The 22,178-nt window shown below is 51.0% G+C and carries 24 protein-coding genes and 1 other annotated feature; of the genes, 18 read left to right on the top strand and 6 right to left on the bottom strand.

The features are described from left to right. Positions 1-3: 3 nt before the first annotated feature. Together QZQ08_RS03375 and ilvD are read right to left on the bottom strand one after the other, a co-directional pair. Positions 4-1,008 (bottom strand): bile acid:sodium symporter family protein, encoded by a 1,005-nt coding sequence (locus tag QZQ08_RS03375; RefSeq protein WP_296327859.1) that lies wholly within the window; start codon positions 1,006-1,008, stop codon positions 4-6. A gap of 19 nt (positions 1,009-1,027) precedes the next feature. Further along, a complete protein-coding gene (gene ilvD / locus QZQ08_RS03380; RefSeq protein WP_296327862.1) occupies positions 1,028-2,680 on the bottom strand; it encodes a dihydroxy-acid dehydratase in 1,653 nt (550 codons plus the stop codon). A 68-nt stretch (positions 2,681-2,748) separates the two neighbouring features. Next, positions 2,749-2,978 (bottom strand) — a binding site (T-box leader). 290 nt (positions 2,979-3,268) lie between these two features. On the opposite strand from ilvD, the gene QZQ08_RS03385 reads away from it, so the two are divergent. After that, a complete protein-coding gene (locus QZQ08_RS03385) occupies positions 3,269-4,456 on the top strand; it encodes a hypothetical protein (protein WP_296327865.1) in 1,188 nt (395 codons plus the stop codon). 23 nt (positions 4,457-4,479) lie between these two features. Next, on the top strand, positions 4,480-5,580 hold the full coding sequence (locus tag QZQ08_RS03390) for a M20/M25/M40 family metallo-hydrolase (protein WP_296327868.1): 1,101 nt from the start codon (positions 4,480-4,482) through the stop codon (positions 5,578-5,580). A 38-nt stretch (positions 5,581-5,618) separates the two neighbouring features. On the opposite strand, the gene QZQ08_RS03395 is transcribed toward QZQ08_RS03390, so the two are convergent. After that, a complete protein-coding gene (locus QZQ08_RS03395) occupies positions 5,619-6,971 on the bottom strand; it encodes a PLP-dependent aminotransferase family protein (RefSeq protein ID WP_296327871.1) in 1,353 nt (450 codons plus the stop codon). Between the two features lie 175 nt (positions 6,972-7,146). Here QZQ08_RS03395 and QZQ08_RS03400 point away from each other — a divergent pair, with 175 nt between their 5' ends. Both QZQ08_RS03400 and QZQ08_RS03405 read left to right on the top strand, forming a co-directional pair. Continuing rightward, positions 7,147-7,710, top strand: a complete 564-nt coding sequence (locus QZQ08_RS03400; protein WP_296327874.1) for a hypothetical protein — start codon at positions 7,147-7,149, stop codon at positions 7,708-7,710. Positions 7,711-8,209: 499 nt separating this feature from the next. Continuing rightward, on the top strand, positions 8,210-8,356 hold the full coding sequence (locus QZQ08_RS03405; RefSeq protein ID WP_296327877.1) for a hypothetical protein: 147 nt from the start codon (positions 8,210-8,212) through the stop codon (positions 8,354-8,356). Positions 8,357-8,572: 216 nt separating this feature from the next. Here the strand turns inward: QZQ08_RS03405 and QZQ08_RS03410 are convergent, their stop codons facing one another. After that, the gene (locus QZQ08_RS03410) at positions 8,573-9,508 is read right to left on the bottom strand and encodes a metal ABC transporter substrate-binding protein (protein WP_296327880.1); all 936 of its coding nucleotides are present in this window, start codon (positions 9,506-9,508) and stop codon (positions 8,573-8,575) included. Between the two features lie 186 nt (positions 9,509-9,694). Here QZQ08_RS03410 and QZQ08_RS03415 point away from each other — a divergent pair, with 186 nt between their 5' ends. Genes QZQ08_RS03415 through QZQ08_RS03430 form a run of 4 tightly spaced genes read left to right on the top strand, consistent with a single transcriptional unit; the run spans position 9,695 to position 12,197 of the window. Beyond that, complete coding sequence (locus QZQ08_RS03415) at positions 9,695-10,366, top strand: metal ABC transporter ATP-binding protein (RefSeq protein WP_296327883.1); 672 nt, start codon at positions 9,695-9,697, stop codon at positions 10,364-10,366. Next, entirely contained in the window at positions 10,359-11,174 is an 816-nt protein-coding gene (locus QZQ08_RS03420; protein ID WP_296327887.1) for a metal ABC transporter permease, read from the top strand. Before QZQ08_RS03415 ends, QZQ08_RS03420 begins: the two co-directional genes overlap by 8 nt. After that, the gene (locus QZQ08_RS03425; RefSeq protein WP_296327890.1) at positions 11,171-11,623 is read left to right on the top strand and encodes a Fur family transcriptional regulator; all 453 of its coding nucleotides are present in this window, start codon (positions 11,171-11,173) and stop codon (positions 11,621-11,623) included. The genes QZQ08_RS03420 and QZQ08_RS03425 overlap by 4 nt, the downstream gene beginning before the upstream one ends. Then, positions 11,613-12,197 (top strand): nitroreductase family protein, encoded by a 585-nt coding sequence (locus QZQ08_RS03430; RefSeq protein WP_296327893.1) that lies wholly within the window; start codon positions 11,613-11,615, stop codon positions 12,195-12,197. The genes QZQ08_RS03425 and QZQ08_RS03430 overlap by 11 nt, the downstream gene beginning before the upstream one ends. A 108-nt stretch (positions 12,198-12,305) precedes the next feature. On the opposite strand, the gene QZQ08_RS03435 is transcribed toward QZQ08_RS03430, so the two are convergent. Then, positions 12,306-13,175, bottom strand: coding sequence for a LysR family transcriptional regulator (locus QZQ08_RS03435; RefSeq protein ID WP_296327896.1), 870 nt, complete (start codon positions 13,173-13,175; stop codon positions 12,306-12,308). Between the two features lie 227 nt (positions 13,176-13,402). Here QZQ08_RS03435 and QZQ08_RS03440 point away from each other — a divergent pair, with 227 nt between their 5' ends. Beyond that, positions 13,403-14,725 (top strand): CitMHS family transporter, encoded by a 1,323-nt coding sequence (locus tag QZQ08_RS03440; protein WP_296327899.1) that lies wholly within the window; start codon positions 13,403-13,405, stop codon positions 14,723-14,725. Between the two features lie 236 nt (positions 14,726-14,961). On the opposite strand, the gene QZQ08_RS03445 is transcribed toward QZQ08_RS03440, so the two are convergent. Continuing rightward, positions 14,962-15,357 carry a hypothetical protein gene (locus QZQ08_RS03445; RefSeq protein WP_296327902.1) on the bottom strand — a complete coding sequence of 132 codons (396 nt, stop codon included), beginning with the start codon at positions 15,355-15,357 and terminating at the stop codon, positions 14,962-14,964. A gap of 225 nt (positions 15,358-15,582) precedes the next feature. Here QZQ08_RS03445 and QZQ08_RS03450 point away from each other — a divergent pair, with 225 nt between their 5' ends. The 9 genes from QZQ08_RS03450 to QZQ08_RS03490 all read left to right on the top strand — a co-directional run bounded on the left by QZQ08_RS03450 (position 15,583) and on the right by QZQ08_RS03490 (position 22,169). Beyond that, positions 15,583-15,894, top strand: coding sequence for a LysO family transporter (locus QZQ08_RS03450; RefSeq protein ID WP_296327904.1), 312 nt, complete (start codon positions 15,583-15,585; stop codon positions 15,892-15,894). Continuing rightward, positions 15,891-16,514: a lysine exporter LysO family protein gene (locus QZQ08_RS03455; protein ID WP_296327907.1), complete on the top strand. Its 624-nt coding sequence runs from the start codon at positions 15,891-15,893 to the stop codon at positions 16,512-16,514. The genes QZQ08_RS03450 and QZQ08_RS03455 overlap by 4 nt, the downstream gene beginning before the upstream one ends. 12 nt (positions 16,515-16,526) lie before the next feature. Next, positions 16,527-16,946: a hypothetical protein gene (locus QZQ08_RS03460; protein ID WP_296327910.1), complete on the top strand. Its 420-nt coding sequence runs from the start codon at positions 16,527-16,529 to the stop codon at positions 16,944-16,946. A gap of 254 nt (positions 16,947-17,200) precedes the next feature. Next, on the top strand, positions 17,201-18,376 hold the full coding sequence (locus QZQ08_RS03465; protein WP_296327914.1) for an ABC transporter substrate-binding protein: 1,176 nt from the start codon (positions 17,201-17,203) through the stop codon (positions 18,374-18,376). Positions 18,377-18,538: 162 nt separating this feature from the next. Beyond that, the gene (locus tag QZQ08_RS03470; RefSeq protein ID WP_296327916.1) at positions 18,539-18,757 is read left to right on the top strand and encodes a hypothetical protein; all 219 of its coding nucleotides are present in this window, start codon (positions 18,539-18,541) and stop codon (positions 18,755-18,757) included. Positions 18,758-18,829: 72 nt separating this feature from the next. Further along, on the top strand, positions 18,830-19,723 hold the full coding sequence (locus tag QZQ08_RS03475; protein ID WP_296327920.1) for a branched-chain amino acid ABC transporter permease: 894 nt from the start codon (positions 18,830-18,832) through the stop codon (positions 19,721-19,723). A gap of 12 nt (positions 19,724-19,735) precedes the next feature. Further along, a complete protein-coding gene (locus tag QZQ08_RS03480) occupies positions 19,736-20,683 on the top strand; it encodes a branched-chain amino acid ABC transporter permease (protein WP_296327924.1) in 948 nt (315 codons plus the stop codon). After that, on the top strand, positions 20,680-21,465 hold the full coding sequence (locus QZQ08_RS03485) for an ABC transporter ATP-binding protein (protein WP_296327928.1): 786 nt from the start codon (positions 20,680-20,682) through the stop codon (positions 21,463-21,465). Before QZQ08_RS03480 ends, QZQ08_RS03485 begins: the two co-directional genes overlap by 4 nt. Continuing rightward, positions 21,465-22,169, top strand: coding sequence for an ABC transporter ATP-binding protein (locus tag QZQ08_RS03490; RefSeq protein ID WP_296327931.1), 705 nt, complete (start codon positions 21,465-21,467; stop codon positions 22,167-22,169). The genes QZQ08_RS03485 and QZQ08_RS03490 overlap by 1 nt, the downstream gene beginning before the upstream one ends. Positions 22,170-22,178 lie beyond the last annotated feature (9 nt).

Genomic DNA, 22,178 nt, shown 5'->3' on the forward strand with positions numbered 1-22,178 from the left:
GGATCAGGCTTTTGCAGGAGCTGATTCCAAGACGGTCTGTTCTTTTTCGTAATCCGGGTCAAAGCGGGGATTGAAGACGTTGAGATAGAGATAGGCCAAGACGGCACCGGAAATATTGTGCCAAGCGGAAAAGACAGCACCAGGCACAGTGGCTGTCGGCATGGCGGCAAAATGGGCTTTGGCAAGCCCCACGGCAAGTCCGGAATTCTGCATGCCCACCTCGATGGAAAGGGCCACTGCTTTTTTCCAAGGAAGTCCGACCAGTCTTGCCACAGCAAAGCCCAAGGCATAGCCCAGGCAGTTGTGCAGGATGACAACGAGGAAGATGACGCCTACATTGGCGAGGATGGCCGCTTTACTGGCTCCGATGACACCACCGATAATTAGGCTGATGGCAAGGGCAGAGACGGCCGGCGTATAGTCCGTTGCTGCACTGGCAAGCTTCGGCAGGAAGGTCCGGAGGGCTACGCCAAGGCAGATGGGGAGAATGACAATCTGGAGGATGCTCACAAACATGCCTACAGGATCAAAGGCAATCTTTTCCCCAATGAGGAGATAGGTGATAAAAGGCGTCAGGATCGGTGACAGGACGGTCGATACGCTCGTCATGGTGACCGATAGGGCTAGGTCCCCTTTGCTCATGAAGGTAATGACATTGCTTGATGTGCCGCCTGGGCAGGTGCCGACCAGAACGACGCCGACTGTAAGGGCCGGACTCAGGTCAAAGGCGCGGGAGAGCAGATAGGCAAGGAAAGGCATAATGAAAAACTGTGCCACAGCGCCCAAGAGGACGTCTTTTGGCCGCTTGAAGACGAGGACAAAATCCTTAAGGGACAGGGTGGTCCCCATTCCAAACATGACAACCCCAAGGAGCAGGCTCAGGACGGAGACACCGCCCACTTTGCCGAGGACCCAGCGGAAAAGGCCGGGATCCATAAAGCCTAGGACAAGGAACGCAACGGCAAGGAGACCGAAATATTTTCCAATCAAGGCACAAAATTTTTTCATGGGTAAGACTTCCTTTCGTTTATTTCAGGACAGCGCCTGTATTGGCGCTTGTAACAAGGCGGGCATAGCGGGATAAGTACCCCGTCTTGACTTTTGGTTCCGGTCTTTTCCAAGCGGCTTTTCTTCTTGCAAGTTCTGTCTCATCAACCAGCAGCTCGAGCCGGCGATTCGGAACGTCGACGAGGATCCTGTCCCCATCTTTGACAAGGGCGATGGGACCGCCTTCCATGGCTTCCGGGGAAATGTGGCCGACGCAGGCACCGCGGCTGGCTCCGGAGAAGCGGCCATCCGTCAGGAGAGCAACCTTGAGCCCCATACCTGTAATGACGGCTGTGGGGTTGAGCATTTCCCGCATACCCGGGCCGCCCTTCGGGCCTTCATAGCGAATGACGACGACATGACCTTCCTTGATTTCACCGCCCGTAATGGCCTTGATGGCCGCTTCTTCCGAATCATAGCATTTGGCCGTTCCTTCATAGGTCAGAAGCTCTTTTTCCACAGCGCTTTCCTTGATGACGCTGCCCAAAGGCGCAAGGTTTCCTTTGAGGATGGCAATGCCGCCCTTATTCATGTAGGCGTTGTCAATGTCATGGATGACTTCATGGTTTTCGACAAAAGCATGGGCCAGACGGTCCTTTAGGGGACCTGTCACGGTGAGACAGTCTGTATGGATGAGGCCAATTTTTGTCAGTTCCTTCATGACGGCGGAAATGCCGCCTGCTTCGTCAAGGTCCTGCATATGGTAGGAACCGCCAGGGCTCATCTTCGTGATGTAGCGGGCCTTGCGGCTGATTTCATCAAAAAGGTCAAGGGACAGATTGACGCCCGCTTCGTGGGCAATGGCCGGCAGGTGGAGAACCGTATTGGTTGAGCCGCCAATGGCCATGTCAACGGCAATGGCGTTTTCAAAGGCTTCAAGGGTCATGATGTCGCGGGGACGGACATTTTTCTTTACAAGATCCATGACCGCCCAGCCGGCTTTTTTCGCCAGCATGCGGCGGCGCCCGGAATAGGCGGCCGGAATGGTACCGTTACCTGCTAGCCCCATGCCCAATACTTCGGTCAGGCTGTTCATGGTATTTGCCGTAAATAAGCCAGCGCAGGAGCCGCAGCTCGGGCAGGCCCGGAATTCCATGGCTTCCATTTCATCGGCCGAAAGTTCGCCGGCTTCAAATTTTCCGGCTGCTTCAAACATGGTGCTGACACTGATGTCGCGCCCTTTCCAGCGGCCGGCAAGCATGGGGCCGCCGCTGACGACGACGGTGGGGATGTTGAGCCGTCCGGCTGCCATGAGCATGCCCGGCACAACCTTGTCGCAGTTGGGAATCATGACCAGTCCGTCAAAGGCATGACCGTTCGCCACAGCTTCGATGGAGTCGGCAATGAGTTCGCGGCTCGCAAGGGGATACTTCATGCCGTCATGGCCCATGGCAATGCCGTCACAGATGGCGATGGCAGGAAATTCAACGGGCATGCCGCCTGCTTCGGCCACACCCATCTTCACAGCATCGGCAATTTCCCGTAGGTGCATATGACCGGGCACGATTTCGTTGAAGGAATTGACAACACCAATCATGGGGCGCTGCAGTTCTTCATTGGTGTAGCCCATGGCATGGAACAGGCTGCGGTGGGCGGAACGTTGGGATCCTTTTTTTGTGATATCACTTCTCATGATACAGACCTCTCTTTCATAACAATTGGAGTGCAGGGAAATCAGGGTATAAAAAAACGCCCCTCATCATGAGGGACGAAATGATTCGCGGTACCACCCTTATTCCCATCCGGATGAATGGGCACTCAACGTACTGACATACGCGTTTCCACTAACGGGGATCAACCGTCAGGACTTACTGGATTCAGTCCTGCTCCTCGGGGAGGATCTTTGTCTGCGGCCAGATTCCGGCTTTCACCAAGCGCCGGCTCTCTGTGATCTGGTGGAACAGAGTACTTGTTCCCGTCATCGGATTTGTAACTTATTTGAGTTGACATGTGAAATTCTATCCATCTCTTGTGGACTTGTCAAGTTATTTTTTAAGAAAAGTACCGTACATTCTTAATTTGTCAGGATTGAAACAGAAAGGAATCAACAAAGGGGAAGATAAAGGGATGAGACCTGTTTTTTGAAAATGAAAAACAAAAAGTCCGCTTTTATTGACAAATATAAACGATATGGATAAAATAATTAACTATATTTAAAATATTTGTACATGTTATGAAAACAATTCTATTGTATGTCTACTAAAAGTAGGGGGAATGGCTGATGGAGATGTGGACTTCGCTTTTGATTGTCCTTGCTGTCTTTGCCTTGGGCGATGTGATTTCGATTCTTACGAAGGCGCGGATTTCGTCCTTGTTTGTCATTATGATGACCTTCCTGATTCTCTTCCTGACCCATACGATTCCTCCGGATATCGTCAAACGAGCCGGTCTTGAAACTTTGGGCCCTATTGCCATCGGTATGCTCCTTGTTAATATGGGCTCCAGTGTGGATGTGAGGATGCTCAAAAGGGAGTGGCGCAGCGTAGTAGGAAGTATCATTTCCATGATCATTGCTGTCGTAAGCTGTTTGGCCATGATTCCCCTTATTGGTCGGGAAAATGCCCTTGCCTCGGCGCCCGTCATCAATGGCGGCGTGATTGCGACCAATACGATGGTCGCGGCCGCCCTTGAAAAGGGTTTGCCCTTGACAGCGGCTTTGGCCGCTTTTCTATATGCTACACAGAAATTTGTCGGCACCTTGCCGGCTTCCTATTTTGGCCTCCGGGCTGCGCGGCGTTATTTGGCTGATTTTCGCCGTGCCAAAAAAGATGACCCGACCTTTGTGTTTGCTTCCCAAAGGGCAGAAAACAATCCGTGGCGCCAAACCTTTGCCGAGCGGCATGGGCGGCACTATACCGCCTATATTTGCCTTTTCATCGGGGCCTTGTGCAGCTATGTCGGTTTTTGGGGCGGCGTCTTTACCCACAAATGGGTGGGCCTGACCATTTGGTGTATGCTCTTTGGCATTGGCCTTCGGGCCCTGGGCCTTGTGCCGCCCAATTTCATGAAGAATCATGGGGTGTCGACGGGATTTTTCATGTTTGGGGTCCTTACCGTCATTGTTCCGTCCCTTGCCAAAGTGGATCTGTCCATGCTGCCCCAACTGGGATTTTTTGTGGTCTGTGTCTTTGCGCTCACGCTTTTGGGGATTGTTGTCGTATTCAAGGTCCTTCCCGTATGGAAGATTGTTGGGGATAGGGATCTTGCCATCGGTATTGCCATGTGCCAGATGATTGGCTATCCCGGAACGCAGCTCATCAGTGACGAGATTGCAAAGACCGTGGGGGAGACCGACGAGGAAGTGGATTATCTTTCAACTCGCATTGGGACGGCTTATGTCATTTCGGGCTTTACATCGGTCACGATTTTTTCCATCATCGTTGCAAGCATCATGGCCCACCTCCTATAATGGGGGAGAAAGGAGAAAAGCCAGTGGAACCCATTCTTGAAGAGTTTAAGGAACTTGTAGGCATTGACTGTGCGTCCGGAAAGGAACGGATGCTGGCCGATATCCTAAAAAAGAAACTGGAAGCCTTGGGCTTTACCGTAAGGGAAGATGAGGCAGGCCGCACTTTTGGCGGCAATACGGGCAACCTCATTGCCATCCTTCCTGGAACAAGGAAAGGATCCGTCCTTTTTTGCAGCCATATGGACCGAGTCAAGAACGGCAATGGCATCAAGGTCATAGAAAAGGACGGCGTGCTGTATTCTGGAGGTGATACGATCCTCGCCGCCGATGATGTAAGCGGGATCTGTGCCATCCTGGACGGTGTACGCCGTGCCCTTTTCTCAGGGAATCCCCATCCGCGCATTGAAATTGCCTTTACTGTCGGCGAAGAAGCCGGCCTTTTTGGCGGCAAAGCTTTGGATCTTTCGGTTTTTCAGAGCTCCTGCTGCTTTGTCCTGGACAGTCCCGGTCTTTTGGGGCGTCTCGTCAATGGTGCCCCCGGTCATGTCCGTTTTGCCATCCACGTCAAAGGAAAGCCGGCCCATGCCGGTAATGAGCCGGAAAAGGGCATCAATGCGGCCCATATTCTCTGCCACATCTTGGATACCCTGCCCGATGGGCGCGTGAATGAAGAACTGGTGGCTAATTTCCCCATGCTGGGAACGGGCAATGAGGCAACCAATGTAGTCTGTGCCGACGCCTGGGCAAAGGGGGAAGCAAGGAGCCGGAATCTTGAAAAACTTTCCCGGTATGCGGAATTTGTCAAGACCCATGCTGAGGACTGCGCTAAAAAGGCGGGGGCTCTTGTAAGTGTGGAAAAAGAACTTCTTTATGAACCTTTCCTCATTGAGGAAACGGCGCCCATCCTTCAAAAGGCCAAAAAAGCCCTTGGGCGCCTCGGCCTTACAGCCCGTGTCGAGGCTGGCGGGGGCGGTATGGATGCCAATATCTTTAATGCCAAGGGCCTCACTAGTCTTGGCATTGCTACAGGCTACAGCAAGAACCACACCATGGAGGAATATCTTGATGCAGCAAGCTTCATTAAAAGCGGCCGCCTTGTGGAACTCCTTATTGAAGACAGTTAAAAAATCCCTGGCACGCAGCTCTGCGTGCCAGGGATTTTTTAGCTTTCTTCGAGGGATTTTTTAAGGGCTTCAATACCAGGGATAATGTCTTCTTTGGCAATCCCCGCGAAGGACAGGAGAAATTCCGGCTTTTTACCGTCTTTTGACGATCTGATGGGTGTGATTTTGATGCCGTGCTGGCGTGCTTTTTCAGCCAGCGCTTGGGCGCTCATTTCATAGGAAAGGGCGATATGGAGATCGAGCCCTGATTCGAGGCTGAGAAAAGTGACTTTTTTGCCAAAGACGCGCTGCAGGGCGTCTTGGAGAAGGACACTTTTTTCTCGGTAGCGATTGCGCAGTTTTTTTACGTGCCGCGTCAGATGGCCTTCTTCAATGTAGGACGCAAGGGCTAGCTGCTCTACTGTGGACGAAGTCTGGTTATAAAAGGGAACCATTTTTTGGAAGCGAGGAAGAAAGCTTTCCGGCAGGACCAAATAGCTGATGCGCAGGCTCGGCAGCATGGTCCGGGAAAAGGATCCGACATAGATAATGCGCTCTCGATTGCCGAAACTGTGCAGGGCTGGAACCGGATGATGGAGATAGCGGAATTCCCCATTGTAATCATCTTCGAGGAGATAGACCCGTTCAAACTGCGTTGCGACAATGAGGTTGCTCCGTTCCTTTTCTGAAAGGGCCCGTCCCTTGTAAGGGTTTGTGGGACTGACCACGAGTAGTTCCGGCCATGATTTGGAAGGCACGGCGGGGTCATAGCGATCCGTGGTCCAGCCCATGAGACGAAATATCCATTCGGCTTGAGGAAAGCCGGGGTCTTCAAAACTGACCCTTTTTTCCTCGACAGGAAGCAGGGGAATGAGCATGGACAGAAGGGACTGGAGACCGGCGCCGACAAGGATCTGTTCCGGGCGGCAGACAACTCCCCTTGACTGGTAGCTGTAGCGAGCAAGGACTTCCCGGAGACGAGGTTCCCCTTGGGGATCGCCGTAACCTGAGAGCGTATCAGGACTGTGCAGGACACGGCTGATGGCGCGGCGCCAGAGCACGGTGTCAAAAGTGGTCGTGTCGATGTAATGGTTAGCAAAGTTAAAGGATGGACGGTGGAAAGATTCCTCCTGCAAGGGGGGCATTTCCATCGGTGCTGCCGGTTTGGTGAGGGTAATGCGGAAGCCGCGGCTTGGCAGGTTCTGTACATATCCTTGATCGATGAGAATCTCATAGGCTGCTTCCACGGTTGTGCGGCTCACTTTGAGGTCTTTTGTGAGTTTGCGGATGGAAGGCAGCATGTCTCCGCCCTGCAGATGATCTTCCTGGATCTCATCCCGAAAGTAACGGGCCAGTTGTTTATAGAGGGGCTGACCATCTTTTTTTGCCTTAAAATTAAAGGTTGTTGTCATAGTGTGACCTTCTTAGTTGAAATATTTCCCCTATTTTATCATATTTCGGGCTTTTTGCAGCCATCTCAGAAGCAGATTTTTGGAAAGAAGGATTGAGAAAAGCCAAAAGAGTCGATATAATGAAAAGATAAAATGGCTTTATTACAGGAAAAGCGTTTGTGGGAAGGGGAACCAGATGCGTAAATTTTTGGCGCTTAGCGCCTTCTTACTCTTATTGGTGGCGGGCTTTCTCCCTCAAGGGGAAGCGGCTCAGTTTTTTGCCCAGCATTATACTTTTACGGCAGAAGGCCAGTTGCAGCCTCCGCTTGACGTAGAATTTGTCAAAGGGGACGTGCGGCCCATCAGTGCTGTCCTTGCTGGTCCTCATGATGGGGCAAAGGTCATGACCCTTGCTTACAATGAACGTGGACAGATTGCCCTCTATTCTTTCCAAAAAGGGAACCAATACGTTCTTTATCGGCTTCGCTTTCGAGAGAACCAGGAGGATCTGTTGATCCTGTCCTATGGACCGCGGGGTGCAGGAAAGACGGAACTGCGGGACCTTTCCGTCATCGGTGCCGATGTGCTGGGGAATGTGCGGCCGCTTCCCATTGCTGGGTTCCAGCCAGTGGCGGTCTTTAACAGCCCCCTCCAGATCCGGCAAGAGGAAGCCATCCTTTTTCTTGACCGGGCGCCCAAGGTCCTGTCCCTGAAATGGGATGCACAGGCTGGACAGTACGTGGTAAACGGGATCCTTTGATCTATTTTTTTGATTCACCAGTGGTTCGCTACAATATTATATGATGAATGAAGGACCAGGAAATTTTCTTGATTTTCCTGGTCCTTGTTTGTGCGCCCGGCATGGGCACATTCTTAAGGGTGAAAGTCCCTAGACTGCCCTAATCGGGGGAAAGTCATAGCCGAACACCAAAGGCGGCATCATGAGGTGGAATCTGAAGGAAGGGACAGGCAAATCTCTGACCTGACGAAGAGAATCCGCATAAGCCAATTTGGGATGGATAAGGTCGCCAAACCAATCGAAGTCCCATAATGACTCGGGATCCCCAAAGGTAGATGCGGCAGGTGAATGGAGAGAAAGCGTGCGTTCTTACCCGGGGAGGCTTCACGAACATGGCTGGAGCCATGAAGTTGGCGGCTATGGCCAAAACAAGATTTATCGTGAGGAGTCAGCCGAGGCCATAGTCCTGGACGGGCGATAGACCGTCCAGGACGAACCGAATTTTAGGAGATGTCAGTTCATGCAAGCAACCAAAGAGGGAATTAAAAGCAGAAAACTTCATAGAGAAGGTTGCCCGCAAAAGGCAGCGGCCAAGCAGCAAGGATATGGGAGGACGCCTACCCATGTGAGGATTGCCGAACACAACGACATCATTGCAAACTTGTGAGCGGACAGTCTGTTGGGATAAATCCTGACGGGGGACAACCTGAATGCCGCGTACCATGGAGTAAAAGAAATAGCCCGTCTTGGTTACATAACCATGACGAGCTATTACAAGCACGTTTATGAAAACTAGGCAAGGGCCGTGTACCAAATGGTAACAGTACGCACGGTGGTGTGAGAGGTGGGGATTTCCCTTTGGAAATCCCTTTTACTCAATCGGTCAGCGCAGGCTTTCCTCGATATGGGCGAGGTTTTCCTTCATCCGTTCCAGATAGCCTTTTCCATTCTCGCTGGTTTCCATGGTGTAGATGGGAACCGTTTTGGCCCCAATTTCCCGGGCCAGGGTTTCCGAGGTCTTGGGATTGACCTCAGATTCCGTAAAGATGGTCTTGATGCCTCTGGCGCGGCAGTAATCCAGGAGACGGGCCATCTGTTTGGCACTTGGTTCTCCTTCGGCAAAGACAGATTCGATACTGTCCATATGGAGCCCAAAATCCCGGCAAAGGTAACCAAAGGCCGCATGACCGGCAACGAAGTCTTTATGGCCAATTTTTTCAAAATGCGGCTGGTATTCCTGATAAAGGGATTGAAGCTGTTTCTTATAGGAAGCGGCATTTTTTTCGTAGGTTTCTTTATGGGCGGGATCGGCTTGGGATAGGGCATCGGCAATGTTTTGGATTTCAATTTGGGCGGCCGTCAGGCTGAGCCATGCGTGGGGATCATAGGTCCCGTGGTGGTGAGACTCCTTTTCCTCAGCGCCGTGCTCGTGACCGTCCTCATCTTCCTCTTCTTCCAAGGGAATGGGGGTGACGCCTTTAGAGGCTTCGACAACGACCAGATTGGGGTTTCCTGATGTTTCCGCAATTTTCTGGGCCCACGGTTCCATTCCCAGACCATGGACGATGAGGAGCTTGGCATTGTGCAGGGTCTTCATCTGATCGGCTGTGGGGGAGAACCCATGGGGCTCTGTGCCTTCGGGAATCAAGGAAACGACGTGGATGGCGTCGCCGCCCACTGCCTGCGTAAATTCCTTCATCGCATTGAAACTGACAACTACGGTGAGTTTTTCATCCGCCTTTTTTTCGGCAGGCGCACTGCCGCATCCTGAGGCCAGGAGACCGAGAATGAGAAAGGCTGCAAGAATGAATTTTTTCATGGTACCTCCTTTAATTTGTTGCAAACTATTTGCAATAACGAATTCATTGTACCATGGTCGGATTCGTTCGTCAATAGTTGCAAATGCCTTGCATTTCTATGGGCATCCTTCTATAATAGGAAGACAACAAACGGGTTTCTTGGTACTGATTGATTTTCAAGGCGCTTTTTTAGAAAGGATTGAGCCATGCTTTCATTATCCCATATTGATTTTGCTTATGAAAAGGGACCCCTTCTCCTTCAGGATTTATGCATGGAAGTCCATGATGGGGACTATGTAGCGGTTGTCGGTGAAAATGGCAGCGGCAAGAGTACGCTCATAAAGATCATGCTGGGCCTCCTGCGTCCTCTTCACGGGACCCTCACGTCCACCTTCCGTCAAGCGGCTTATGTCCCGCAGCCTACTGATCTTATCAATAAGCAGTTTCCCATGACCGTGGCCGAACTGCTCCATTTCCAGGCTCGGCTCCTCAAGCTCAAGGATGTTGAGGCAGAGCAGCGGGCGTTGGAACAAGTTGGCATGGAAGACTTTCACGATCATTTGATTGGTGCCCTTTCCGGCGGGCAGTTCCAGCGTGTCCTTGTGGCCCGGGCCCTCCTTGGCAATCCGGATTTTATCATCTTGGATGAACCGTCGACGGGCATGGACCTGCGTTCCCAGGAGGCCCTATATCCCTTGATTTCAGAGCTTCATGAAAAAAAGAGGGTTACCGTGATTACGGTGGAACATAATCTTCGCTATGCCGCCCACTATGCATCGACGTTCTTTCATATGGTGGGAGGCCGGGGCCATTTCTGCACGCCCGAAGAGTATCTTGCGGAATATGTAGCAGATAATGGAGGCGGTTCCCATGTTTGAATATACCTTCATGCAGAATGCGTTCGTTGTGAGCCTGTTGATCTCCCTGCTCTGTCCGCTCATAGGTATTTTTCTTGTTCTGCGCCGCTATTCCATGATTGGGGATGCATTGAGCCATGCTTCCCTTGCAGGGGTGGCCATGGGACTTCTTTTTAAATCCACACCCATCATGGGGGCCTTTTGGATGACCTCCTTTTTTGGCCTTTTGATTGAAGCCCTGCGGGAACGGTTCCGCCGTTATGCAGAGCTGACCCTCGTCATTGTCATGTCTTTTTCTGTGGGGCTTGCCATTACGCTTGTGAGTTCAGGTCTTGTCAAGGCAAATATCGATTCCTTCCTTTTTGGGAGCATCCTCACAGTTGGCCGTGAGGAAGTATATCTTGTAGGGGCCTTGACTTTTGTTTCTGTCCTTGCCGTATGGGGGCTTTATCCCCAGCTTGTCATGCTTTCTTTTGATGAAGATGGGGCCCGTATTTCCGGTGTGCCAAGACGGGCCATCAATTATGTCTTTTCCCTCTTGGTGGCGGCTACCATTTCCGTTTCCATCCGCATCGTTGGCATCCTTGTCATCAGTTCCCTCATTGCCCTTCCTGTGGCAACGGCCCTGCAGCTGAGGCAAGGCTTTAACCGGACGCTGCTGCTTTCGGTGATTTTTAGTTTTATCGATATCATGGGCGGTCTTGTGATTTCCTATGAATTGGGAGCGGCCCCCGGTGGGATTACAGCCATGCTTTCTGTTATCCTGCTGATTGCCGTCCTCATCTATCAGGAAATTCGGGACCATCTTCAAGGAGGTGAACGGCAGTGAATGAATCCCTCAAGGCAGAAGACATTATCCGTCAATATGGCCTGAAATTGACCCAGCCCCGTCTCAAGGTCCTGCGTCTTCTTCTCAGCCGGCAGGAAGTCCTGACGGCCGATGAAATCTATGAAGCCCTGGTGAAGGAAGGGGCGAGCCTCAACTTTTCCACCGTATATCGGACGTTGGAGACCTTTACGGATGAAAAGATCACGGAAAAGGTCCAGATGCCCCAGTCGCGGAAGGCCGGATTCCTTCTTTTTACGATGAGCCATACCCACAACCTGATTTGTTTGGGGTGCCACAAGGTCATTCATATCCATGGCTGCCCGCTTCACGACTTTAGCGAAGACCTCGCAAAAAAGACGGATTTTGATATTGTAGGCCATGACTTGACGCTATATGGATATTGTACGGACTGCCAAAAAAAGAAAGGGCGTGTTCATCATGATGCGTAAAGAGCAGGAACTCCTTTTTGAAAAATGTCGGACCTATCGGCGCTTTTTGCAGAAACCGCTTCCCGAAGGGCTTCTTTCCCATTTGGTGGGGATTGCCCATAAAAGGAGCTGCGGACGGAATGGACAGGTGCTGTCCTTTTATGCAGCAGCTTCTTCAAAGGCCCTTGCCGCTCTCTTGCCTCATCTTCATTGGGCTGCGGCCCTTCCCAAGGAAATCGGGACACCCCAAAAAGGAGAGGAACCTGTTGCCCTCATTTTCTTGGTACGCCCCAAGGACGCTTCCCCCCTCAGCCTAGTCGACGCAGGCATTGCTGTTGATGCCATGGCGTACTGCGCTATGTGTGAAGGCGTCGGGTCGGCAATCCTCGCTGCCCTTGACCATGCAGCCATCCAGGAAATCCTTGGCCTTAAAAAAGACCAAGAGATTCTTCTTTGTCTTGCCCTTGGCTATCCAGCCCACAAGAGTACCGTGGTCCCTGTGCCGGAAAGCGGGAAACTTGATTATTATGTGGATGAAAAAAGGGATTATTTTGTTCCCAAAAAGGATCTGTCTGATGTCATGACGGTTCTTTAGAAAGAAGCAAAAAAGGCTGTCTCATTCATCGGATTTTTCGATGGATAGGGACAGCCTTTCTGTATTTGTCGTTAAATACAGAATTTTTTATAATAATGGTGTCGAAGTTTACTCTTTGATGCCAAACTTTTGGTTCATGAAATCAATAAAGAGCTTGCTGCTTTCAACCAATTGGTAATTTTTTCGGTAATACATCCATGTGTCGCGCAGGAGGGGCGTTCCCCGCTGTGTGGTCAGCGTCGTCATGGACAGCTCCGGCATTTCCTGACCGCAGCTTTTGGACAGGATGGTGACTCCTAGGCCTTGACGGACCATCTTGAGACATGTATCCATGGCATCTGTTTCAATGGTGATGCGGGGCGGCTCCTTGTAATGCGCGTACCACCAATCATCCATGACCAGCTGCAAGGCTGGATCGGTGATATAATGGACAAAGGGCAAGCGGGGCAGTTTTTTGAGATCAATGGGATCCCTGCTGAAGACACAGAGGGGATCACGGAGCAGCCGTTTTTTGTGCTCTGACCAATTGTGTTCGCCCCGAATGATGCAGACATGGAATCTGTCTTCGAGAAAATCCTTGTAACGGTTCGTACTAAAGCCGCTTTTGAGGGAAATGTCGATGGCAGGGTACTTTTTCTTGAACTCGCTCAAAAGGCTTGGCATGTGGTACTTGGCAAATACGTTGGAGCAGGCGATGGAAAGGGAACCAAAGGCTTTTCCCACGGGCTTTGCCAGGGCGCTGCGGATTTTTTGATAGCGTTCATCCGCTTCGTTGACGTATTGGACCAGCATCTCCCCCTGACTGGTAAAAAGGATTCCTCGGGGCTGGCGGATGAAAAGCTGACAGCCGAATTCTGCTTCGAGCCGTTTTAACCGGTCACTGATGGCAGGCTGGGAAATAAAGAGCTTTTTGGCTGTATGGGTAATGTTCTGTTCCTCATAAAGGGTCTTGATAAGAAGAAAATCCTTATCATCCATGAGGGTTCACCTCCTATGGCAGCAGGATTCATTTTCCTTTATGGAAAACCCCGCCGAAATATCGGAAAAGCTAATTTCATTATATAGCGGACCTTCCAAAAAATAAATATGGTCCTTCGTAAAAAGATAAGGAAGCCTTGCTTCTTATCAGATACATGAAGCTGCCGGCCGCGGCTTTGCACCAGGAAGCAGGGAAATGCTTCCTAAAAGAGAAAGGAGAATGAATTATGCTGTTAGGTTTGGTTGGGTTTGCGATGATCTTTCTCGTCGTCTACCTTCTCATTTCAGGGAAGGTCAGTCCTATGGTCATCTTTGTGGCCGTGCCTTTTGTGGCCGCCCTCATCTGTGGCTTTACGCCAGCTCAGATTTTTGAATTCATGAAGAAAGGGGTTACGACGACCATGAGTACGGCCGTCCTTTTCCTCTTTTCCATCGTTTACTTCAGCATCATGAATGATGTGGGGCTGTTTGATCCTTTGGTGAATTTTCTTGTCAAACGAGCAGGAAACAACATCGTCCTTGTGACCATGGCAACGGGCATCATTGCTACGGTTGCCCATTTGGACGGAACCACGGCAGGAACCATGCTTATTACGGTTCCCGCTGTCCTGCCCATCTACAAAAAGCTTCATATCCGTCCAGTTGTTATTTGCTGTATCATTGCCGCCGCCATCAGTATCATGAACCTTGTCCCTTGGGGAGGACCGACCGCTCGTACAGCCATCGTGACAGGGCGCGACGTGAACGCCATTTGGCAGGAACTGCTGCCGCTTCAAGGTCTTGGCATTATCCTGATTCTTGCTTTTTCTGCTTACCTGGGCATGCTTGAAAAGGCGCGTGGCGCCGGCATCAACCCGACGGGCAAAGCGGCTGAACTTACGGAAAATCTTAATTCCGATGATGGCAGCCACGGAGAGACGGACAGCATGAAGCGCCCCGAACTTGTCTGGATCAATGCCCTTGTTACGGTCGGTGTCATCCTGCTTATGTGCCTGACGAAGATTCCTCTTTATGGAGCCTTCATGATTGGCCTTGCCTTTGCCCTTGCCATCAACTTTAAAGGCGCCAAGGCCCAGGCAAAAGCCGTTTCCAACCACGCGGCTGCCGCTCTGTCGACGCCGATGATCCTTTTGACGACGGGGGTCTTTATTGGCGTCCTCAAGAATACGAAGATGATGGATGCCATGGCAAACATGCTCATTGGTATTATGCCTCAGGCCATAGGGTCCCATCTGCCGATTTTCATTGGCGCCTTGTCGGGTCCCATCGGCATGATGCTGGGCACGGACTCTTTCTTCTTTGGGTTCATGCCCCTTGTCCTGGGTGTCGGTGAAAAATTTGCCGCCAGTGCCCATGACATTTCCATGGCCATGCTCATCGGCAAGGATTTTACCATCCTTGTCACGCCCCATAACGCGACGACGTTCCTTCTTTGCGGTCTTGCCGGCGTCAGCATCAAAGAACATCTGAAGTTCTGCACGCCTTATCTGTGGATCCTTAGCTGGATCACGCTGGCAGTCGCGGCCCTTATCGGAATCGTTGGCATCTGACCGTGAATCTGTCAAATGCGAAAACTGGATCCGTAATCGTTAGGCAATCTGAAAAAAGGATGATAAAAAATCTGTTTAGGAGGACCATAGATTACGGCTGGTTTATACAGGACAAATAAACTTTGCGAAAAAAGGCCCATCCGGTTCATTTGAATCGGATGGGCCTTTTGTACGGGGACGCTGATTTCATAGCCCCTATTTCCCGTTTCCTCTGACGCGGTCTGGTTTGTTTCGCATCAGATGCGGCCATACAGGGTGGGGCGCTTGTCAGATGCGTTATCGTTGGAGCGCTTGTTATCCTTGCTGCGGTCATTTTGCTTGTCTTTCTTATTAAAGCGCTTGCTGTCTTTCTGGTTTTCCTTTTTGGGTGCTTTCTTCTTGTCTTTCAATGCGTCTTTGCGGCGTTCTGCTTCTCTTTTTTGAACCTTTTTGACATCTTTTTTCTGGGTCTTTTCTTTGGCTTGAGGTGCGCGCCGATCTTCATTCTGCTGCATGGTGGCGGGATGATTGGGATCAAAAGCGGCGGCTTCGGCTGTCTGCGTCATGCCGGCACCCATGGTTACAGCCATGCCCATGACCAAGAGGGCAGCTACATTTTTGGAAACGGTTTTCTTTACTTGCATCATATCCATGATAGGAACCTCCTTATGCGGGGATAACGGTATGATTTCCCTGCTGTGCTACGAGTATAGGCACCTCACATGAAAGTCACATGAAAATTGGCGTGTTTTTCTCTTTTTCTCCTCCGGGAGAGTGGGGCGCTCCTTTCTTTTCCTCCTTAAATACGATACAATAATAATGAAAAAATAATCAAAACCCTTCGGAAATGATACGTCTGGAGGAAAAGGAGTCCAAGCATGCTGGAATTGATGTTTACTTTGGCTTTGGGAATTATCCTGGGGCTTTCAGATCGTATGACAAGTTCGGTCAGTCACGCCCTTGGCGTGATTACGAAAATCTGCCTTTTTATCATGATTTTTTGCCTTGCTGCCAAGATTGGCTGTGACGAAGCGGTCATCAGAGCCCTGCCCCTGATTGGCCGCAATGCCTTTTTCCTTTGTCTTGGCGGCATGGTGGGTTCTTTCTGTCTCATGGCCCTTGTCGGACGGCTTCATCGGGAAGCTTTTACCCGCCTCCTATCAGAAGGGGAAAGGAGCCATGACTCATGATTGGAATCATTTTTTCCGCCCTTTTCCTAGGTTTTTTTACTGGCCGCTTTTTTCTTACGCCAACAGCAAAACCCCTTCTTGATACCATTCTCATGACGGCTCTTGCTGTCATGGTCTTTTGTGCGGGGGCCGATATTGGCAGCAGCCGTCAGGTTGTACGCCGCTTTCTTACGGTTAGGACTTTGGGCTTATCCCTTCTTGTCCTTTTGGCAACGAATGTGGGCAGTCTTGGCGGTGGACTGATCATGGGGCACCTGGTAGGGGTGTCTTTTCAGGATGCCCTGCTTGTCAGTGCCGGCATGGGATGGTATAGTCTGTCATCCGTCCTGCTTAGTGCTGCTGTGGGAACCGAAACGGGGACGCTGGCCTTTCTTGCCAATGCCCTGCGGGAATTGCTGACCATCCTTGGCATTCCGCTGCTTGCCCGTTTCTGCCATTTGCCCCTTGTCGTTGTCGGAGGCGCGACGAGCATGGATTCAACGATGCCCATCCTGCTCCAGTGTGCTGGACGCCCAGCAGCGATCTTGGGCTTTGTCAACGGATTTCTTCTTTCCTTGGAAATTCCCCTTCTTTTTGCCTTTCTGCTTTCTCCAGCAGTCAGCGCCTTCCTCAATCGATAAGGAGTTTTTCATATGTATGTCATTCCTGCTTTCTTTTTCTTGATGGAACTGGTCTTTCTTTTTCATTACCGTAAGGTCTATTACTACCACCAATGGCTTCCGAATCTATGGCGGAAGCGGGCCCAAGGGGTTCGGCTGATCATCCTGTCGAAGGACATCATCCTCTATCTGTTCCTATCCCTTGTCCGGATGCTGTACCTTATTTATGCCATTTATATCGTCCTTTTTACCCCTTATTGGCAGCCGGGCTGCATGCTCCTTTTCTTAAGTGCCTTGCCCCAGCTTGCCGTGGCCTTACGCATTGACGGACTTACGGAAAAGGAACGGTCGACAGGCCTTGTTTATCCTACCCGATTATTTCAGGCTGTCATGAGCGGTTTCGTCCTTTTTATTCTTGGTCAATTTGCTTTGGGCATGATGTTGTATTTATAAAACGGACAAAAGTCTATAAAATAAGGACAAAATGATGATTATGTAAAGATTGATAAGATAGTTTTTTAAAAAACGCTATTTTTATGTATAAAATATGTTGACAAAAATGTGACGTTGTATATAATAAGTTATATCTTGTTTGGCCGGTCATAGACGAACAAGGGAAAGGCTCACGGAGAGCGGAGGACGACAAGGAATCCAGCCCAGTTTCCCTCAAAGTTGCCAGCAAGGATCAAACAATGGAGGTGTTTATTATGAAATCATGGAAAAAAGTGGTGGGTGCTGTGTGCATGACCACCCTGGTCGCAGCTGCTGTGGCGGGCTGCGGCAAATCGAGCGGTAAATCAGGCGGCGGAGATACCATTAAGGTCGGCGCCCTATTCGAATTGACCGGCAACGTTGCAAACTATGGAACTTCCACCCTCAATGGGTTCAAGATGGCTGTTGATGAAGTCAATGCCAAGGGGGGTGTAAACGGTAAGAAAATCGAGGTTGTCCAAGCGGATAACAAGTCAGAGCCTTCCGAATCAGGCAATGCCGCGACAAAGCTTGTTACACAGGATAAGGTTGCAGCTGTTGTCGGACCGGCGACTTCCGGTTCTGTTGCAGCGGCCGAACCCATCCTGACGGCCAATAAGACGCCGCTCATCGCACCGTGCGCAACGGCTCCCGCCATTACCCTTGGTAAGGATGGCAAAGTTAAACCCTATGTTTTCCGTGCCTGCTTCATTGACCCGTACCAAGGTAAGATCATGGCTGAATTTGCGGCAAAGGATCTGAAGCTCAAGAAGATTGCCATCCTGAATGACTCTTCCAGTGACTATTCCAAGGGACTGGCTGAAGTCTTCGAAAAGACCTTCACGGAAAATGGCGGTCAGATTGTGGCCAAGGAAGCCTTCCTGTCCAAGGATGTTGACTTCAAGGCTGCCCTCACCAAGCTGAAAGCTGCAAGCCCCGATGCCCTCTACATCCCGGGTTACTATGAAGAAGTTTCCAAGATCATCAAGCAGGCTCGTGAAGTCGGAATCACGACTCCGCTCTTAGGTTCTGATGGCTGGGATTCCCCGAAACTGGTTGAAATCGCAGGCAAGGAAAGCACGGACAAGACCTATTTCACCAGTGCCTACACTGCACAGGATAAGGATCCTGGCGTCCAGAAGTTCATCAATTCCTATAAGGAAAAGTACGGCAAGGTTCCTGATGTCTTTGCCCTCCAAGGCTACAATGCCGGTCTGGTCCTCTTCCATGCCCTGGAAGAAACCAAGGGTGAAGGCGGCACGAAGCTGGCGGAAGCCATTGCTAAGACCAAGGACCTCCAAGTTGCCAATGGGAAGTTCTCCTATGATGAACATCATAATCCGATTACGACGGCCCTGATCCTTGAACTCAAGGACGGCGTCCAGACCCTCGTAAAGAAAATCAACGGATAATCAGCATATCAGACAGGGACACAAGCCGTGGGAAGCGCCCATGGAATCACCAGAAAAAGCGGTGTCCCGAAGCCTTAGAAACATGCAGGACTTCGGGACCCGCTTTTTACATACATGGCCCATGAGCAAGGCAGCAAAGCAGGGCTGGATGGGGGGATTCCTATGAAAGCAGGAAGGCGCGGGTTACGGATGCTGGCAGCAGGACGGGTGCTTACCGGTCCTAGGGCAGGATGTGGCTCCAAAGGGGCCGGGAACACCATGGACCTGTCCGGTGTTTCCGGGATCATGACCTTTGGCGCTGACCATAACCCAAACAAATCGGCGGTCATCATTGAATTAAAAGAGGGAAAACAAACTTTCCGTGCGAAAGTCGATCCCTGAATGAACTCATCTATCTATAGGGCGGCAGACTCGTTCTGCCGCTGCCATTATGAAAAAAGGGAGGCCATGTCAATGGAATCTGGTTTTATGCATCAACTGCTGCAGCAGCTCATCAATGGTCTGTCCCTGGGCAGTATATACGCACTGATTGCGCTGGGCTATACTATGATCTATGGAATCTTGAAGCTCATCAACTTTGCCCACGGTGATATCTATATGGTGGGCGCTTATATTGGGTATATTGCGACAACGGTCTTTCATTTGCCCTTTTTTCCGTCCCTCCTGATCGCGATGGCGGGGGCAGCCCTTGTCGGTATGCTCATCGAACGCGTTGCCTATCGGCCGATGCGCAATGCACCCCGCATTGCTATCCTCATTACGGCCATTGGCGTATCTTTTTTTCTTGAAAACGGCATGATCCTTCTGGCATCACCGCAGCCGCGTACGTTCTCTTCGGACTTTGCCGCGTCTGTGTACAATGTCGGGGGGCTTGTGATCAATAGCCAGCAGCTCATCATCCTTGGCAGCACCATTGTCCTTATGCTGGCCCTGACGTATATCGTCAATTATACAAAAATCGGCAAGGCCATGCGCGCCGTTTCTTTTGACGCTGATGCGGCCCGTCTGATGGGCATCAATATCGATCGTGTCATCAGCATGACTTTTGCCCTGGGTTCAGCCCTTGCCGCTGCCGGCGGCGTTCTGGTTGGGATCTATTACAATTCCATTGATCCTCTTATGGGAATGGCACCCGGCATCAAGGCATTCGTGGCGGCAGTCCTTGGCGGGATCGGAATCATCCCTGGGGCCATGGTGGGCGGCATCATCCTGGGTATTGTGGAAGCCCTTGTATCAGGCTTTATCTCCTCGACGTTCCGCGATGCGGCTGCCTTTGCCATCCTTATTGTGATCCTGCTTTACAAACCGCAAGGGCTCTTTGGCAAGAATGTCCGTGAAAAAGTATAAGGAGGTGGCACGATGAACGTATTTCTCAAAGAAGATCTGAAAAAACTTGGTTTTTGTGCCGCTATCTTTGCCGTACTCTATGTGCTCTTGGAGATGGAAATCATTGGGGCATTCTGGGAACTGAACCTCGTTCTTATCATCATCAACATCATCCTGGCGACGAGTCTTAACATGATCAACGGCTATACGGGACAGTTTTCCATTGGACACGCTGGATTTTTTGCGGTAGGCGCCTATATGGGAGCCATCATGACGGTCAAACTGGGCTTCGATATGCCCGTTGCCCTTATCGCAGGCACCCTTTCCGCGGGCCTCTTGGGTTTTCTTGTTGGGCTGCCGACCTTGCGTCTTAATGGGGACTATCTGGCAATCGCGACCTTGGGCCTTGGTGAAATCATCCGCATCTGCATCCTCAATATCGAGTATGTCGGCGGCGCATCGGGGCTTATGGGGATTCCCCGCCTGACGACGTTTCCTCTGGCCTTCTGGCTCATGATTGCAATCCTCTTTTTCATCAAGAACTTCAAGAATTCCGCCTATGGCAGGGCCTGCCTTGCCATCCGTGAAAATGAGATTGCCGCTGATACGATGGGCATCGATACGACCCGCTACAAGGTTATGGCTTTTACGCTCGGCGCGTCTTTTGCCGGCACCGCAGGCGTGCTCTTTTCCCACTATTTCTTCATTGCCCATCCGGCATCCTTTACTTTCATGAGAAGTTTTGACATCCTGACCATGGTGGTCCTGGGCGGTCTTGGTTCCATGACGGGGTCCGTTACGGGTGCCATTGTCCTGACCTTTATTTCGGCGGCCCTTTCTGATTTTCCAGAATGGCGCATGCTCATCTATTCCCTCGCTATGATTGTCCTCATGCTCTATCGGCCCCAAGGCCTGTTTGGTGACAAGGAACTGTCCCTTGCTATGATTAAACGTTTCAAGAAGGGAGGAAACAAATCATGACAGCAGAAGATAAAAAACGCCTCCTCGATCTTGATAATGTTTCCATCGTTTTTGGTGGACTGCGCGCCGTTTCGAACCTTTCCATGCATATTGACGAGCACGAACTCATCGGTCTCATCGGACCGAATGGGGCCGGCAAGACAACGGTCTTTAATCTCATTACGGGGGTTTACGTCCCGACCGAAGGGGATATTACCTTTAATGGGGTCCGCATCAATGGCAAGAAATCCTACCAGGTAACGCAGCTGGGGATGGCCCGGACGTTTCAGAACATCCGGCTTTTTGCGGAGCTGCCCGTCATTGATAATGTGAAGATTGCCTATCATATGCATATCGGGTACAATCTTCCTGAGGCCATTTTCCGGACCCGTAAATATGTCCGGGAAGAGGATGAGGTCACGAAAAAGGCCATGGAACTTCTCAAAATCTTCCGTTTGGAAGACCATGCCTATGACCTTGCCAAGAACCTTCCTTATGGGGCCCAACGTCGCCTTGAGATTGCAAGGGCTCTTGCGACGGAACCAAAGCTGCTGCTTCTTGATGAACCGGCGGCAGGCATGAATCCCCAGGAAACGAAGGAACTCATGGAAATGATCCGCTGGCTCCGTGATCATTTTCATTTGGCCATCCTATTGATTGAGCATGATATGGGCCTTGTTATGGGGGTTTGCCAGCGCATCTATGTCCTGGAGTATGGCCTTTGCATTGCTAATGGGACGCCGGATGAAATCCGCCGCAACAAACGGGTCATTGAAGCTTATTTAGGTGAGGAGGTGTCATAATGCTGGAAATCAAGGATCTGGAAGTCTATTATGGCGCTATCCATGCCGTCAAGGGCATCAGCCTGCGAGTCGAAGATGGGCAGATTGTGACCCTCATTGGGTCAAACGGTGCCGGCAAGTCGACTACGCTCCATACGATTTCAGGGCTCATCAAACCCCGCTCAGGCAGCATCCTTTTTGACGGGGCGGAAATTGCCGGTACACCGGCCCATCAGATTGTCGCATCCGGTCTCGTCCAGGTGCCGGAAGGGCGCCACGTCTTTGCCAATATGTCCGTTATGGAAAATCTCGATATGGGAGCTTATCTCCGCAAGGATAAGGACGCTATTGAAAAGGACAAAAATAGGGTCTTTGAGCTGTTTCCCCGTTTGTTTGAACGAAGGAACCAGCTTTCGGGCACCCTGTCCGGCGGCGAGCAGCAGATGCTTGCCATGGGGCGGGCCTTGATGGAACGGCCCCGCGTCCTGCTGCTGGATGAACCGTCCATGGGCCTTGCCCCGCTGCTTGTCAAGGAAATATTTTCCATCATCAAGACCATCAACGAGGAAGGGACCACCATCCTCCTCGTGGAACAAAATGCCAATATGGCCCTGTCCATTGCCGATTACGCCTACGTCCTTGAAACGGGGCGCATTACCCTCAGTGGACCGGCGGCTGAACTTTCTGCCAGTGAGGCCGTCCGCAAGGCCTACCTGGGGGGCTAAGGAGGAAAC

It is taken from the genome of uncultured Acidaminococcus sp., assembly GCA_900538365.1.
Taxonomy (GTDB): Bacteria; Bacillota; Negativicutes; order Acidaminococcales; family Acidaminococcaceae; genus Acidaminococcus.

What these genes read in the sequence shown, in the direction of transcription:
- QZQ08_RS03460 (WP_296327910.1), top strand. Translation starts at nt 16,527, where the DNA reads ATGTATGTCATTCCTGCTTTCTTTTTCTTGATGGAACTGGTCTTTCTT.
- QZQ08_RS03485 (WP_296327928.1), top strand. Translation starts at nt 20,680, where the DNA reads ATGACAGCAGAAGATAAAAAACGCCTCCTCGATCTTGATAATGTTTCC.
- QZQ08_RS03480 (WP_296327924.1), top strand. Translation starts at nt 19,736, where the DNA reads ATGAACGTATTTCTCAAAGAAGATCTGAAAAAACTTGGTTTTTGTGCC.
- QZQ08_RS03430 (WP_296327893.1), top strand. Translation starts at nt 11,613, where the DNA reads ATGATGCGTAAAGAGCAGGAACTCCTTTTTGAAAAATGTCGGACCTAT.
- QZQ08_RS03475 (WP_296327920.1), top strand. Translation starts at nt 18,830, where the DNA reads ATGGAATCTGGTTTTATGCATCAACTGCTGCAGCAGCTCATCAATGGT.
- QZQ08_RS03455 (WP_296327907.1), top strand. Translation starts at nt 15,891, where the DNA reads ATGATTGGAATCATTTTTTCCGCCCTTTTCCTAGGTTTTTTTACTGGC.
- QZQ08_RS03435 (WP_296327896.1), bottom strand. Translation starts at nt 13,175, where the DNA reads ATGGATGATAAGGATTTTCTTCTTATCAAGACCCTTTATGAGGAACAG.
- QZQ08_RS03465 (WP_296327914.1), top strand. Translation starts at nt 17,201, where the DNA reads ATGAAATCATGGAAAAAAGTGGTGGGTGCTGTGTGCATGACCACCCTG.
- QZQ08_RS03445 (WP_296327902.1), bottom strand. Translation starts at nt 15,357, where the DNA reads ATGGATATGATGCAAGTAAAGAAAACCGTTTCCAAAAATGTAGCTGCC.
- QZQ08_RS03405 (WP_296327877.1), top strand. Translation starts at nt 8,210, where the DNA reads ATGCAAGCAACCAAAGAGGGAATTAAAAGCAGAAAACTTCATAGAGAA.
- QZQ08_RS03420 (WP_296327887.1), top strand. Translation starts at nt 10,359, where the DNA reads ATGTTTGAATATACCTTCATGCAGAATGCGTTCGTTGTGAGCCTGTTG.
- QZQ08_RS03490 (WP_296327931.1), top strand. Translation starts at nt 21,465, where the DNA reads ATGCTGGAAATCAAGGATCTGGAAGTCTATTATGGCGCTATCCATGCC.
- ilvD (WP_296327862.1), bottom strand. Translation starts at nt 2,680, where the DNA reads ATGAGAAGTGATATCACAAAAAAAGGATCCCAACGTTCCGCCCACCGC.
- QZQ08_RS03410 (WP_296327880.1), bottom strand. Translation starts at nt 9,508, where the DNA reads ATGAAAAAATTCATTCTTGCAGCCTTTCTCATTCTCGGTCTCCTGGCC.
- QZQ08_RS03450 (WP_296327904.1), top strand. Translation starts at nt 15,583, where the DNA reads ATGCTGGAATTGATGTTTACTTTGGCTTTGGGAATTATCCTGGGGCTT.
- QZQ08_RS03395 (WP_296327871.1), bottom strand. Translation starts at nt 6,971, where the DNA reads ATGACAACAACCTTTAATTTTAAGGCAAAAAAAGATGGTCAGCCCCTC.
- QZQ08_RS03440 (WP_296327899.1), top strand. Translation starts at nt 13,403, where the DNA reads ATGCTGTTAGGTTTGGTTGGGTTTGCGATGATCTTTCTCGTCGTCTAC.
- QZQ08_RS03400 (WP_296327874.1), top strand. Translation starts at nt 7,147, where the DNA reads ATGCGTAAATTTTTGGCGCTTAGCGCCTTCTTACTCTTATTGGTGGCG.
- QZQ08_RS03375 (WP_296327859.1), bottom strand. Translation starts at nt 1,008, where the DNA reads ATGAAAAAATTTTGTGCCTTGATTGGAAAATATTTCGGTCTCCTTGCC.
- QZQ08_RS03470 (WP_296327916.1), top strand. Translation starts at nt 18,539, where the DNA reads ATGAAAGCAGGAAGGCGCGGGTTACGGATGCTGGCAGCAGGACGGGTG.
- QZQ08_RS03415 (WP_296327883.1), top strand. Translation starts at nt 9,695, where the DNA reads ATGCTTTCATTATCCCATATTGATTTTGCTTATGAAAAGGGACCCCTT.
- QZQ08_RS03385 (WP_296327865.1), top strand. Translation starts at nt 3,269, where the DNA reads ATGGAGATGTGGACTTCGCTTTTGATTGTCCTTGCTGTCTTTGCCTTG.